This window comes from Candidatus Sericytochromatia bacterium (assembly GCA_035285325.1).
Classification (GTDB): Bacteria; Cyanobacteriota; Sericytochromatia; order S15B-MN24; family JAQBPE01; genus JAYKJB01.
The window spans coordinates 1-14,628 of sequence record JAYKJB010000136.1; the positions used below are offsets into that span (position 1 = coordinate 1).

The window sequence follows — 14,628 nt, forward strand, 5'->3', positions numbered from 1 at the left end:
GCCTTCCAAGCAGGTTGTTGCGGGTTCGAGTCCCGTCTCCCGCTCCATTTTGCGCCCGTAGCTCAGCTGGATAGAGCATCCGCCTTCTAAGCGGACGGTCGCGCGTTCGAGTCGCGCCGGGCGCGCTGTTCTTCAATTCGATTGCGGCGCGGACCGGTGCGCGCCCCCGGCCGGGAACGCCAGTGTGGGGGTTCGGCGCGTGCGTTCAGCCGTCTTCATCGGCATTGACCTTGGTTGGGCAGCCCGCAGTCCGAGCGGGGTCGCAGCCTTGCGCGGCGATGCAAATGCCGCCCACCTGCTGGAAATCGGCACGCGGAGCAGCGATGCGCAGATTCTGGAGTTCATTCTCCAGCACGCGGCCGACGGCCCAGCCATCGTGGCGGTCGACGCGCCTCTGCAGGTGCCCAACGAAATCGGCACGCGCCCGGGGGATCGGGCCATTAGCGCCGACTTTCGCCGCTATCAGGCCGGCACCTACCCCGCCAATCGCCGCCTCCTGGCGGAAAACGGCGTGGTGAGGGGCGAAGCCCTGGTATCCGCCCTCGCGCCGCATGGCTTTGCCCATCGGGAGGTCATTGTCCCCGGCCACGAGGGGCGTCAGGTACTGGAGGTTTATCCACACACCGGAATGGTGGGCGTCTTCGACTTGCCTCGCATCCTGCGCTACAAGGACAAGCCGCGCCGTTCCCGTGAGGAGCGCCTCAGCGAGTGGAAGCGCTATCAGTCGCTCTTGCTGGGCCTGCAGACGGCCGAGCCCGCCCTGAAGGGCCAGCAGGTGTGGTGCGACAGGGATGTCTCGCTCCTGCGGGGGGCGCCGTTAAAGGCATACGAGGATGCCACCGACGCCCTATTTTGCGCCTATATCGCCCTGTTCGGATTCCGCTGGGGACCTGCACGCTGCCGCAGCTACGGTTCGCTGGAAGAGGGTTATGTTTTCACCCCGATCCCGCCCAACTGGTAGGCCCTTCCGGACGTGACGGCCCGACGCTTTCGTCGGGCCCCCCTTGCAGGCACGATGGCCTATCTGCCTTCCGGAAAGCTAGGTGCGCGGCGCGGCCCCACGCTCGTGCGAGGCGGACAGCCGCCCCCACTCATCCGAAATGCCCGAGGCCACCCGCAGCGGCAGGATGATGCGCTGTCCCGGATAGATCAGCCAGGGGTTGCGAATGATATGACGATTGACGGCGAAGATCTTGGGCCACTTGGAAGGATCCCCGAGATGCATCCGCGCGATCGCCCAGAGCGTGTCACCAGGCTGCACCACGTGGACCCGCGCCCCCGCCGCCGCCATCGCCGCGGAGGTCCGTGGAATCTTGAGCACCGTTCCAACCTTCAACCAGTGTGGATCCACCAGCTGGTCACGATTGGCATAGTATATGGTCGTCCAGAGAGCCTCGCTCCCGAGTTCGCGCAGTGCGATCGCGGAGAGCGTGTCGCCAGGTTCCACCACATATCGAACGGCACGACGGTGAGAGACGGCATAGGAGGGAGGCGGCGCCCCCCGGCGATGGGCGGCGTGCCCGGAGCCGCCGTGAGCCGACGCCGCGGGTGAACGACCGGTGGCAGAGGCCCCGTGGCCCTGCGCTTGACCGTGCCAGGCGCCGCCGCTGTGCGGCGCATGAGCCCCCGACCGCGGCGCCTGACGGGAGGCTGGCGCATGACCGGAATGGGGCGCCTGGTGGCCCTTCGGGGCGTGACCGGCCGGACCTGCGTGCCCCTTGCCAGCACCCCCATGGGTCGCCGGCCGGGCTGGGAAGCCGGGCGGCTCGGCTGGCGCCGGCGCGCGGCGGAGCCGGACAGGCGGCGACACTTCGGGTTCGGCGCCCAGATCATCCATCGGCATGCCATCGGGCGGGTGACCTTCCGGCAGGTGCCCATCAGGGCCGCCGTCAGCGCCATCGTCCAAGGCAGCGACCTGGACAGCGGTGGGCTTGTGCGGAATCAGACGCGGCGCCCCTGGGAGCTTGACGCTGATCGATGGGGGAGCCACCGCCGCCGTGGGTCCCTCCCCGAGGGGGCCCTGCGGGAGCTGGGGCGATGCTGGAGGAGCAACGGCCACCTGCGGCCCCTGAAAGGCCCGCGGTAGCGGGAAAGGCAAGAAGGGTTGGGCCGCCCCGACCACGGGCGCGGTGCGCGGGGCCAGGCGCAAGCCCGGGTGGCCGAGCGAAGCGGCCCCATCAGGCTGGGTCTCGCGCAACGCGGTGCGAACGGGCGCCTTGACGATGGTGGGAAGCTGAGGCTTCTGCGGTGCGTTGGGATCGGCTTCGGGCGTTTCCCTGGTCGCCAGCGCGGTCAAGCGCGGCGGGGCCGCCGGCAACTTGGGCTCGTCCGAGACGGGCAAGCCCTTGAGCGGCGGCTCCGCGGGGCCCGGCTGGGAAATGGCCACCGGGGCCGCCACAGGCGCAGCGACCGGCGTATCATTGGGCTGGCCGAGCAAGGCCAGGGCGTCCGGCGTCTCCCCGGCAGGAGGCTGGGATTGTCCGTCGGGCGTGCCCGCCGTCCCGGCTGGCGTTTCAGTCGGCGAGGTCCCATCAGGCTTCCCGGAGGACGGAGCTGGATTCAGTTCCGGCGCCGTCGCCAAGGCGGCCAGATCGTCACGCATCACCACCCGCAGCGCACGCGGCGCCTTGGTGTCGGAGGAGGCCACCTTGGCGACCTGTTTCTGCGCACGCGAACTGGGGGCGGTGTCGAACAAGGACCGCGCCTCGTCGAGCAGGGCCTTGGCCAGCACCACTTCCTCGGCGCGTTCCGACTTGACGTCGGCCGTCGCGACCTTGGCCACGCGCTTCTGGGCGCGCAAAGTGGGCGTCTCGACAGCCGGCACGGGGACCTGCGCCGTCACGGCAGGAACCTTGTCCAGCGCACGCGCCTTGGCCACCCGGGACGTTTTCGGGGCGGCAGGCGGGGTCAACGGGTCAAGCCCCGGACGGGCGGGCGGCGCGATTACCGCCTGGCCCGCTGGCCGAGGCAGAGCCGCCAGGGTCAGCGCCTCCGGGTTGGTGGAGGGCGAGGGCGAGGGCAGTTCCCGCACGATCAGCGGGGGCTCGAACAGGTCCGGCGTGGGCGAAGGCGCAGGCCGAACCGCGGCCACTGGCTTCGGCGTCGGCTTGGGAGCCGCCGCCACCCCAGCGGGGGTAGGTTTCGGCGCCGCGACCACCTCGGGTTGCGGCGCGGGGGACGGCTTTGCCGCCACCACTGTACCCTCCGCACCTTTCGGTGCAGTCTGAGCCTCAGAGTAGGGTGCCCGCGGCCTGGCATGTTCCAGCGCGAGACTGAACAACCGCTCGGCCGGATCCTCGGCATCCGCGCTGGAACGACTCGCCTGACGTGGGCTGGCGCCTCCCAGCTTGAAGCCGTTGGCGCGGGCTCCCGCATCGGCAAACTTCCGCATACCCACCATGCTGCGGCCGGATAGCTTGGAGCCTTCCAGCAACTGCAAGGGATAACCCTCGCGCTCGAGGCTCAGCACGCCTTCACGCGCCAACTCCTGAGCCAGCTGCACCTGGCCCCTGGCATCCGTCACGCCGACCACTTCGTCCGAAACGGTCTTGACCCGGACGCCCGACAGCGGCTTGCCGCTGCCCACATCCATGACCCGCAAGATCAGCGACGCGCTCTCCTGGGCGCCACGCACCACGGCCTGCGAGTCCGTCTGGGCGCTGGCCGGCGCACTGCTGAGCAGGGCGCCGCCAATCGCGAGCGCGAACATGGTGGCCACGCGCGCTGCGGCCTGACGCCGGCGCGAGACGGAGGGCAAGTGACGCAACCGCACGGCGCGATCGCGACGCAAGCGACGCAGGTCGATATGCGCCTCGCAGCCCAATTCCCCCAGGCGCCGCAGCAGGATCGGGGCCGTGCCGGGGCGATCGCCCAGGAAGCGCTGCAAAGCGTCGAACTCGTCCTGCAACGAATGTTCGTCAGGACCGAGCAGCAGACGCCCTTCCGGGATCTGAGCAGTATCGCGTTTACGTCTTCTTTTGCGGGGTGCCATCTTGCGGTCCTTGCCTTCAACGCTCGCGAAGCGCCGTGACCCTGGCCCGGGTCAAAGGTTTGAGGAAATACTCCAGGACGGTCCGTCGGCCTGTCTGAATATCGACCTCTGCTATCATACCCGGGATGATGGGCAAATTCCCCGAAGGGCCCGTCAAACTGCTCTTTTCGGTGTTTATCGTTACCCGGTAATAGATCTGTTTCGGGTCCTGCTCATCCCGCACGGTATCGGGGCTGATCTGGTTGACCCGCCCCTTCAAACTGCCATAAATCGTGTGGTCGAACGCCGTCAGCCGGACCTCGGCCGGCTGCCCCGGCGCCACGAAGCCGATGTCGGTCGGCGCGATGCGAGCCTCCACCAGCAGGTTGTCCCCAGCCGGCACGATCTCGGCAATGGTGCGTCCCGGGGCGACCACCTCCCCCTGGGTCGACACATGCATGGTCTTGATGACGCCCTTGACGGGGGACACCACGGTGGTGCGCTCCGCCTGGTCGCGTCGCCGGTCGATCTGGCCCTGCAGGGCCAGGAATTTGACCCGATTCTGGCTGAGTTGCTCCGAGGCCTCGGCTTGAAAGGTGGCCCGCTTCTCGCGCAAGCGTCGTTCGGCGCCCGACACCGCCGCAATCGCCCCGGGAATCGACTCCTGCGCGATGGTCAGCTGAATCCGTTGGGCCGCAGCCTCCTTGCGCAAGGCGATGATTTCCGCGGGACTGGCCGAACCGGCGCTGACCAGGGACTCCATTTCCCGGGTCTGCACGGCAATCATGCGCAGGGTCTCCTGAATCGAGGGAACCCGCGCGCGCAACTCGGCCAGAGCGGCCTTTTTCTCGCTGTACTCGGCTTGAATCACTTCCAGCTGGTTGGACAGCGACTTTATGCGCTGGCGATGCAGGCTTTCCTCGTTGCTGACCACCTCGGGGGCCCGCTCGCGCAGGGCCCGCGGAAAGACGGGCGAGGCACCGCGAGCCTCGGCCTCCAAGCGAATGCCGGCGGCCAGCAAGCCGACGGCATTGACCTCCAGTTCACTGAGATCGGCCTTGGCTGCTTTCGGATTCAGTCGAACGAGCACCTGGCCGCGCTGAACGAGATCGCCGTCCCGGGCCAGAATCTCGGTAACGATGCCACCCTCCAGATTCTGCACAACCTGATTCTGACTGGCCGTCACGACCTGCCCCACGCCCTTGGCCCGGATGTCGATCAGCGAGACCGCCGACCAGCCGATCGCGACCGCTCCCAGCGCCGCCAGCGACAGCACGATGCCACGAGCCACCAGGGACGGAGGTTGCAACGCCGCTTCTTCCAGGCCGCGGGCCGATATCGAGTGCGACGCGATCATGCTCGCCTCAAGCCCGCTCGGGCGTGCGGACCTGGCCCGCACGCAAGGCCTGCAACACCAGTTCCTTCGGCCCGTCCATGACCACCCGGCCCGCGTCGATGATCACAAGGCGATCGACCAGTTCCAGCATCGAGGGCTTGTGTGTGACCAGCACCAGCGTCTTCCCGAGCAAGTGAGGCTCCAGGGCCTGACAGAATTCCAGTTCGGTGCGGTCATCCATGGCGCTGGTCGGCTCGTCCATCAACCAGACCTCCGCCTGCTTGATCAGGGCCTGCGCGATCGCGATGGCCTGCCGCTGCCCGGTCGACAGGCCCTCGCCTCGCTCGCCGAGCGGCATGTCATAGCCCAGTGGATGGCGCCGGATGAAGGCATCCGCCCCGGCAATGCCGGCCGCCTTGAGGACCTCGGCATCACTGGCCTCCGGCCGGGCGATCGCGATGTTTTCCCTGACCGTTCCGCTGAAGAGAACGGGAGCCTGCGGCACGTAAGCCACCTGCGCCCGCAACTGGGCCGGGTCGATCTGCCGCAGGTCCACGCCGTCGAGCCGCAAGGAGCCCTGGCTGGGCGCAAACAGACCGATCAGCAGCTTCAGCAGCGTGCTCTTGCCGCTGCCGACCCGCCCCAGAATGGCCACGCGCTCGCCGGGACGGATCGTCAGGTTCAGCGCCTGAAGCACGGGCACGGGCGGATTGCCGGGGTAGGCGAAACTGAGTTCGCGCAGTTCGTAGGCCCCGCGGATCGCCGGGCGATCGAGGAAGGCCCGACCGAGGGGGCGCTCGGCCGGGGTGTCGAAAAACTTGTCGAGTGCCTTCATCGAGGCTCGCGTCAGGTTGGCACGACTCATGATCTGCGCCAGGCTGCCCATCGGGGCGATCGCCCGCCCGCTGAGCATGACGGCCGCGATCAGGGCACCCTGGCTGAGAGCGCCGCCCTCGATCGCCAGTACTCCGGCGACCACCACCCCGAGCGTCGTCAGTTGCTGGACGGACATGGCGATGTTGACCGCCAGTTGCTGGTGGAGGCGCACCCCCCAACCGCTCATCGCGGACGAGCCGACCTTCTCCCGCCAGCGTCGCCGCATGGTGCGTTCGGCGCCGAGGGCTCGCACGGCCTCGAGGGCCGTGACGGTCTCGACCAGGGAACCGAATTTTTCCTGACCATCGACATAGGAGGTCTGCGACAGTCGACTCAGGCGAAACTGAATGACCGCCCCGGCCAGCAAGACGACGGGGACGGCAGCCACCACCACCCAGAAACAGGGCGGGGCGAGTAGCAAGATGATGGCCATGAACAGAATCGCAAACGGCAGATCGACCAGCGCCAGCAAGGTGGCCGACGAGAAAAAGTCGTGGACCGTGTTGAACTCCTTCAGCATGTTGGCCATGGTGCCGGCCGAGCCGCGCCGGAATTCCAGGCGCACATCCAGCAGGTGGTCGAAGATGGAGCGACTGATCAGGACATCCAACCGGCGAGCCGCGATATCGACCAAACTGCCGCGCAGCAGACGAAACACCAGATCGAAGGCGTAGATCAGGGCACAGCCGATCGTCAGCGTCCAGAGCGTGGTCAGCGAATTGTTGGGGATGACCCGGTCGTACACGGTCATCACATAGAGTGAACTCGCCAAGGCGATCACGTTGGTCGCCACGGCCGCCACCACCACGTAGGCGTAAGTCCCACCCTCCCGGGCGAACACCGACCAGAACCAGTGGCCCCGCGCCTTTTTCAGGGTGTCGAGATCATCGCCCGCGGGAGGCTCTGGCAGCGGCGAGATGCGATAGAGGTGGCCATCCACCGCTTCGCGGGCCAGCCCCGGGTCAGCCGGCTCGCCGTCGGGCGAATCGCCTGAAAATACCCGCGCTTCCAGGCGTCCCTCCGCGTCGGCAGCCAGTCCGATCACGCTCTCTCCCCGCGCATCGGCAAACACGAAACACGGAAGCTGCGCCTCGCCAATCTCCCCCCGAGGCAACCCGAGCGGCTCGAGGGCCAAGCCCGTGCGTCGCAAGGCGGCCGTCAGGCCCTCCATATCGAAGCCGCTGCGCGTCTCCCGGCCGTCCGTCAGGGACGCCAGCAAGCGGTCCGGCGACAGCGGTCGCCCGGAGCGGGCCGCCAGCCAGCCCAGGCAGAGGGCGATCTCACGGTAATTGCGCGGGGGATGGGGACGAGGGGGTCTCATTTGCGATAGGCCCGGTCAAGGCTGGGCAACAGTTTGCCGCTCGCCTGCAACAGGCGCAGCTCCGTCAGCTGAACATCCACGCGGTTGGCCAGGAAGTTCGACTCCGCGTGATATCGCACGTTGATCAGTTCCGCCAGCGCGACCATGTCGGTGGCGAAGCGGGCCGTGCGTTTTACATAATCGATACCCGCGTTCATGGAGAACTTCGCAACCGCTTGATAATCTTTCAACACACGCTGTTGATCTTGCAGGGCGGCCAGAGTCGTCGAGAAGCGCCGCACGTCGATCGCGATCTCGCGAGACACCAGATCTTTTTGTGCAGCGGCTGACTGCCGGGCTGCATCGGCCTCACGCACCTGGGCCGGCACATCCTCCCCCAGCAAGCTCCAGTTGAGGCGCAGCATCGCCTGGTTGTCCCATTGCACCCCGCGCAACCCTTCCGCGTCCTGCAACACCCGCGAACTGGCCGTGGCATCCAGGACCGGCCAGTAAGCGGCCTTGGCCGCCAGGAAGGCCTGATCGGCCGCCTCGAGCAGCAGGGTCGCGCGTCGGATCGCGGGATGATTGAACATCACCTCCGGCAGCAGCTTTTCGGGTTCCGGGCGAGGTCGACTTTCGGGCGCCATCTCGGGCGGTGGCTGCAGATCGGTGCTGGAACCGGCCAGTTCCTTCAGCGTGATCAGGGCGCGAGCCAGCTCGGCTTCCTGTTCGATCTTCTCGACCATCAGCGGCGCCAGGCGCGCCTGCAGTTCCGTCAGGCGCGCCTTGGCCAGTTGATTGCGCATCACGCGTTCGCGGGCCACGTCCACCAGCCAGCGGTGGTAGGTGATGTTCTCCTGGGTCAGTTTGAGGATCTGCTTGCGCCGCACCGCGTTGAGGTACGCCTCCGCCGAGAGCAAGGCCAATCGCTCGCGGGCCAGCTCCACGTCCAGACCAGCGGCCTGGGCCCGCTTTTCGGCCGAAACGACACTGTGGTTGGTCCGCTGCGCGTCCCACAATCGCTGGGAGGCACGGGCGCCCAGATCGCGTCGAAACTGAGTCGCCGGGCCACGGCCGAACAGATTGCTGTACTGCCCGCCCAGGCCCGTGTCGAGCCCCACCTGCGGCTGAGTCGGGCGAGATGCCATCTCCGTGCGGGCCCGAGCGAGTTCCACCTGAGATTTCAGCGACGCGATCTCGGGTGATCGGGCGATCGAGCGTTCCACTGCCTCAAGCAGCGTCAACGCCATGGCCGGCTGCGCCGGGATCACGAGGATCGCAGCGAGGGCGCTGATCAAGATGGGGAGACGAGATACGGACATGCACGACCGTCAAAAGCCGGAGCCGATCTCATTGTGAGTGATCGCGCTCAATAATTTTGTGACGGTGAACAGCCTGTGATGAACGTCCCAAGCCGCGTCCTGAGGGTGTTTGACAGAACGTGGCGCGGGCGGAATCAGATCACATCGCGCGTCCAGTCCAGGGGCGGGAGGGGGAAGGGAAGGTCTGCCGGCAGCATCAGAGGCGATTCCGTCGACACCAGACGCTTCTCGTCGGGCCGTGGACCGAGGGTCCGCGACAAGGCAGCCTCGAGTTGTTGGCCGGGCAAGGCGGCAGGCCCCGCCACCGTCAACACATCCGCGAGGCCGATCACCCCCGCCGATGGATAGACATAAGCCGGGGTATCCTCCCCGCCTGCATCGAAATCGCGCAACCACAGCGAACTGGTTTCGCTCACGTCGATGCGATAAGGGACCGGCGCCGCTTCCACGATCTGGACTTCCTTGGTCGCAGAGGCCAGGCTCACGTTCCCCGCGACATCGATGGCCTTGGCCGTCAGCTCGTGCGCCCCGAGGCCGAGCTCGATCTCGCGTGCCCAGGTGCCCGTCTCATCCGTCACCGCGACGCCCAGCAGAATGGCCCCTTCGTAGATCTCGACCGTGGCGCCTGCTTCGGCCCGCCCCGTCAGGACCGGCCGCGTCACGCTGGTGACCGCGTCGGTGTCCTTGGCGCCCGTGTCCGTAGCGGGCGTGAAGCCGGCAATGACGGGTTGGGTCGGCGCCTTGGTGTCGACCGTGAAGGTGTACATCGGGGCTGCATCGCTCAGGTTGGCCGCCTGGTCCAGCACCTGCACGCTGGCGGCATAGGGCCCATCCTTGAGGGTGGGCAGGGTGGCCGTCCACGAGCCATCCGGCAAGGCCACGGCCGTGACGCGAACATCGCCCACCGTGACCACGATCGAGGCACCCGCCTCAGCCACGCCCGCGATGGTCGGGGTGGTGTCCGAGGTGATGCCGTCATTGTCCTTGGCCCCCGCATCCGAGTCGGAGGTCAGGCGCAGGCCCGTGGCGATCGCCGGGGCCGTGGTGTCGATCGTGACAGTGAAGGGCGCCGAGGCCGGACTGTTCTTGCCGACTTCATCGAGCGTGACGACGGTGAAGGTGTTTTTGCCTTCCTTCAAAGGCGCATCCGGACGATAACTCCAGGCGCCCGTCGCATCGGCGATCGCGGTTCCCAGCGTCACACCCTCGAGCTTGACCTCTACCCGGGCGCCGGCCGGTGCGTTCTTGCCTTCGAGCACGGGCCGCGTCACGTTCGTCACGCCATCCGGCAGCCCCGAATCCGTCGCGACGTTGAGGCCATCGATGGTGGCCGCGAGCGGTGTGCCGGAGCGGACCTCAATGGTCACCGGCGTGGAATTCGCACTGGTGGCCCCGGTCGCCGCCACGCCGCGGGCGACCAGCTGGTGGAAGCCTGTGGTCAGCGCGAAGCCGGGGGTCACGGTCCAGGCCCCGGTGGCATCCGCCACCGTGGTGCCCAGACTGGTGAAACCGCCGCCTGCTTCCTGACGCAGGACCTCGACGCGCAAGCCTGGGGCCGCCAGACCGCGCACCACCGGCAACACGAGGTTGGTGATGCGGTCGTCGGAGGAGATGCCCGTGTCAGTTTCCGGTGTGAGGCCCCAGATGGTGGGAGCCTCCGGCACGGTCGTCTCCACCACCAGGACGCGCGGTGCCGCACTGGTGCTCTTGTTTCCGGCCAGGTCGGTGGCCACCAGGGTCAAAGCGTGGGTGCCATTGTCGAGGGCGGGGGAGGTGATGGTCCACTGCCCGGTCGACACCACGGCCTGCCCGAGCAACTTGCTGCCATCGAACAGTTCCACCGTCGTGCCGCTCTCCCCGGTTCCCGAGAACTGCGGGGTGTTGTCCCCCGTCACGCCGCCATCGGCACCGGAGCCAGAGTCGACCGTCACCTTGGTGATGGCAGGCCGGGTCGGCGCGGTGCGGTCCACGGTGATGCTGAGAGGCGTCGCAGACATCGGCCCCAGCGCCCCGGTGGCGTTGACCTCCCGGGCCCCGATGCTGTGAACCCCCTCCGTCATTTCCGTTCCCACCGTCAGCGTCCAGACGCCAGCTGCGTCGGCCTGCGCCAGGCCGATCTGCACGTCTCCGTCGAAAATCTGCACGCTGGCGTTGGCGGAGGCCTTGCCCGTGATGGTGGGCCGCGCCAGCGCCGTCACGCGATCGGTGGCACTGGCTCCGGTATCGCTGCCAGCCGCCAGGGCCAGGTCGGTCGGTACATTGGAGGGCTTGGCCGCGATATTGAAGGCAAAGGGCCCCACCAAGGTGCCGATGTTGCCGGCTTGATCGACCGGTTCGGCGTACACGAAGTGCTCCCCGGGCGTCAACGTGAACGGCCCCACCCCGCCGTTCTTGTTGGCCAGGCTGACGGTCCAGATGCCCTGACTGTCTGCCGTCACGGGGCCCACGTATGTGGCGTCGACATACACGTTGACCCGCGCGAAGGGGTCTGCCGTGCCCGTGAACGCAGGGCTCGTCACGCTGGTCACGCCATCGGTGTTGCTGAGGCCGTCATCCGTGGTCGGGTCCATGCGCACGATCGTGGCGCTGGGCAGCTGGGTGTCGATCGTGACCAGGCGAATGGCCGAAGCCGGGCCCCGGTTTCCAGCCCCATCGCGGGCCTCGGCCCAGATGTGGTGAGCACCCTGCGCGAGGTCGGCGCCAGGGGTGAATTCCCAGGTGCCACTGCCGGGCGTCACGAGTTCGCCCAGCAGGCTCTCCCCATCCCAGATCGAGACGGTCGTGCCGGCATCGGCCTTGCCCGTCAGAACCGGGCGAAGTTTGGAGGTGATCCCGTCCGAGGCGCTCAGGCCCGTGTCATCGGAGGCCTTGAGGCCCGTCACGGTGGTGGCCAGAGGCGCATTGGCATCGACCTGAACCGTGACAACAGCAGAGGCGGGGCTGGTGTAACCGGCCGCGTCCTGCGCCCGCGCCGTCAGGTTGTGCGAACCCGAGGCCAGCGGCGTCGCCAGGGCCCACTTGCCTTCGAAATCGGCAGTGGCCCGCCCGAGCGACTGTGCCCCGGCGAAGACCTCCACCACGCTGCCGGCCTCGGCCGTTCCCACCACCGTCACCCGGTCGAGGCGGGTGATGTCCTGCCCCTCGACCGTGCGGCTGTTCGGCGCGAGGCCAAGTACCACTGGCGCCCCTGGGGTGGTCAGGTCCACCCGGATGTCAACCGGGAGGGAGGCGGCACTCTGGTTGCCGACCGCATCGCTGGCCTGGGCCGTGAGGGTATGCGCCCCTTCTGACAACGTGTGAGCCGTCCCGCTGAGCGCCAGGGTCCAGTTGCCGGCCGCGTCGGCCGACACGGTGCCCAGGTTGGTGGCGCCATCGAACACCGTCACCTGCGCCCCGGGTTCGGCCCGGCCGATCAGGGTCGGCTTGGCCGACGTCGTCAGGCTGTCGGTGAGAATCAGGCCATCGTCGAAGCCCGGTGCCAAGCCCGTCACGGTCGGCGCGGCCGGGGCCACGGCGTCGACCAGCAACGACCAGACGCTGGAAGCCTTGCTCGCGTTGCCGGCCTTGTCGACGGCCACGGCGGTTAGCGGGTGAGCGGCGTTGGCCAAGGTGACGGGCAAGCTCCACTTGCCGTCCGCCGCCGGCTGGGTGGTGCCGAGCAAGGTGGTGCCACTGTAGACCAGAATCGTCAAGTTGGTAATGCCCCCGCCATCGGCCGGGACCGTGCCCATCACGGTGGGTGTCAGGGAGGCCGTCTGGTTGACGGCGGCCACGCCACCCGCCCCATCGTCGAGACCGACAATGGTCGGATGCGTCGGCGCTTGCCGGTCGATCGTGATCACCACCGGGTCGGACTTGCTGCTGACGCGTCCGACAAGGTTCTCGCTCTGAGCCGTCAGGGTGTGTCCGCCATCCGTCAGAACATCCACCGGCGTGAGGGCCCAGAGCCCCGTCTCGGCGTCAGAGGTCGTCAGGCCAATCAACTTCGTGCCGTCATAGACGGAAACGGTCGAGGACTTCTCGGCCGTGCCGACGATGGTGGGACGGGCACTCTGGGTCAACTTGTCGGTGGGGTCGGCCCCCGTGTCGCTGGAGACCGAGAGGCCCAGCACCACCGGTGTGCTGGTGGTGGAGGTGTTGACCGTGATCTGGCGTTCGGCCGAGCGCAGGCTGGCATTGCCGGCCGCGTCCACGGCGATCGCCGAGATGGCGAACGCCCCCTCTGCCAGGGGGTCCTTGAGGGTCAGCACCCACACGCCCGCCTCGTTCGCCGTGGCCGTGCCCAGCAAGGTGGTCTTGTCGGCGTACACCTCGACACTGGCCCCCGCCTCGGCGGTGCCGGTCAGGGCCGGCGTGGGCGTGCTGGTGAAGCCGTCGAAGGCACTGGCGCCGAGGTCGGTCGCCGCCGTCAAGCCCTGCACCGTGGGGATGGCCGGGGCGGTGAAGTCGACCGTGAAGGTGCGCACATCGGAGTTCGGGCTGACATTGCCCGCCAGGTCCCGCACCAGCACGGAGATGGTGTGGGTGCCGGCTGTGAGCGGTTGCAGCAACGGCAGGCTCCAGGTGTTGTCCGGCGCGGCCGTGAGCTTGCCCAGCAGGACGGTCCCGTCGTAGACCTCGACTGTCGAGCCGGCTTCCGCCTCCCCGAACAACGTAGGCTGGCGGTTGGAGGTCAGGTCGACCACGGTCTTGCTGGTGGTGGTTTCCGGGGTCAGGCCCTTGAAGACGGGCTTCGCCGGCGTCAGCGTGTCGAGCGTGGCATTGAAGGCCGCGGAGGCGACGCTGGTTTCACCGGAGCCGCGGGAGGTGGCCTTGGCCGTCACCAGGTTCGCCCCTTCGGCCAGCGGGGTGGTGGGCGTGAGACTCCAGTTGCCGTCAGCATCGGCCGCGGTCTGGCCGACCAGCTTCCCTGCCACGAACACGTCCACCAGGTTGGTCGGATTCGCCTTGCCCAGGATCACGGGGCGGGAAAGACGCGTCGTGCCGTCCGTGGGCGAAGCCCCGGTGTCGGTGGCCGCACTGAACCCGGTGACGACCGGGATGGCGGGGCTGGAAGGGTCCACGCGCATGTCGAACGCCGAGGAGAGGACGCTCTTGTTACCCGCCACGTCGTAAGCTTCGGCCACCAAGCGGTGGGCACCGGCGGCCAGGTCTTCTGTGGGGGTGACTGACCAGGCGCCGAAGCGGTCGGCCGTGGCCGTGCCGATCAGGCGATCGCCCTCCAGCAAGCGGATCGTCGCGCCCGGTTCGGTCATGCCTTGGAAGACCGGCTTGGCCGCCGTGGTGATGCCATCGTTCGCCGACGTGCCTGTATCGGTGGCATTGCCATCCTTGTCCTTGCCCAACCCGGAGATGACCGGTGCCAGCGGCGCGGTCGCGTCGATGAAGATGGTCTTGATCGGGTTCTTCGGCCCCACATTGCCCGCCGCATCGATGGCGCGAATTTCCAGGTTGTGTTGGCCCGCCCCCAGGTTCGGACTGATGGTCCAGGCACCGGCCTTGTCGGCGATCGTCTCACCAATCTTCACGCCATTTTCCAGCAGTTCAACCGTGGCATAGGACTCGACGGTGCCATAGAGCTTCGGTTGCAGCTTGGAGGTGATCCCGTCCGTCTCGGACGACCCCGTGTCGGTGTCCGCGGTCAATCCCGTCAGTTCACCTGCGGGCGGTGCCGTCAGGTCCACCGAGACGGTGAACACCTTGGACTCGGCGCTGATGTTGCCGGCCCCATCGACCACCCGCGCGGTGAAGCCGTGGTTGGAGGCCGTCAGCGGGGTGGTGGGCACATAGGTCCAGCTGCCCGTCTCATCGGCGGTGGTGGTGC

At 67.8% G+C, this 14,628-nt stretch carries 6 protein-coding genes and 1 tRNA gene; 2 read left to right on the plus strand and 5 right to left on the minus strand.

Features of this window, described 5'->3' with window-relative positions:
• The first annotated feature begins 51 nt into the window (after positions 1-51).
• Positions 52-125, plus strand: a tRNA-Arg gene (locus VKP62_16675).
• Positions 126-199: 74 nt separating this feature from the next.
• Positions 200-961 (plus strand): DUF429 domain-containing protein, encoded by a 762-nt coding sequence (locus VKP62_16680; GenBank protein MEB3198829.1) that lies wholly within the window; start codon positions 200-202, stop codon positions 959-961.
• A 78-nt stretch (positions 962-1,039) separates the two neighbouring features.
• Here the strand turns inward: VKP62_16680 and VKP62_16685 are convergent, their stop codons facing one another.
• The 5 genes from VKP62_16685 to VKP62_16705 all read right to left on the minus strand — a co-directional run bounded on the left by VKP62_16685 (position 1,040) and on the right by VKP62_16705 (position 14,590).
• A complete protein-coding gene (locus VKP62_16685) occupies positions 1,040-3,991 on the minus strand; it encodes a LysM peptidoglycan-binding domain-containing protein (protein MEB3198830.1) in 2,952 nt (983 codons plus the stop codon).
• 16 nt (positions 3,992-4,007) lie between these two features.
• Positions 4,008-5,327 carry an HlyD family type I secretion periplasmic adaptor subunit gene (locus tag VKP62_16690; GenBank protein ID MEB3198831.1) on the minus strand — a complete coding sequence of 440 codons (1,320 nt, stop codon included), beginning with the start codon at positions 5,325-5,327 and terminating at the stop codon, positions 4,008-4,010.
• A 7-nt stretch (positions 5,328-5,334) separates the two neighbouring features.
• Positions 5,335-7,503 (minus strand): type I secretion system permease/ATPase, encoded by a 2,169-nt coding sequence (locus VKP62_16695; GenBank protein ID MEB3198832.1) that lies wholly within the window; start codon positions 7,501-7,503, stop codon positions 5,335-5,337.
• Positions 7,500-8,804, minus strand: a complete 1,305-nt coding sequence (locus tag VKP62_16700; protein ID MEB3198833.1) for a TolC family protein — start codon at positions 8,802-8,804, stop codon at positions 7,500-7,502. Before VKP62_16700 ends, VKP62_16695 begins: the two co-directional genes overlap by 4 nt.
• Before the next feature lie 134 nt (positions 8,805-8,938).
• The gene (locus tag VKP62_16705) at positions 8,939-14,590 is read right to left on the minus strand and encodes an Ig-like domain-containing protein (protein ID MEB3198834.1); all 5,652 of its coding nucleotides are present in this window, start codon (positions 14,588-14,590) and stop codon (positions 8,939-8,941) included.
• Positions 14,591-14,628: the final 38 nt, after the last annotated feature.

Excerpts from the sequence above, each read along its gene's own strand:
- VKP62_16685 (MEB3198830.1), bottom strand. The coding sequence starts at position 3,991 with ATGGCACCCCGCAAAAGAAGACGTAAACGCGATACTGCTCAGATCCCG.
- VKP62_16690 (MEB3198831.1), bottom strand. The coding sequence starts at position 5,327 with ATGATCGCGTCGCACTCGATATCGGCCCGCGGCCTGGAAGAAGCGGCG.
- VKP62_16695 (MEB3198832.1), bottom strand. The coding sequence starts at position 7,503 with ATGAGACCCCCTCGTCCCCATCCCCCGCGCAATTACCGTGAGATCGCC.
- VKP62_16700 (MEB3198833.1), bottom strand. The coding sequence starts at position 8,804 with ATGTCCGTATCTCGTCTCCCCATCTTGATCAGCGCCCTCGCTGCGATC.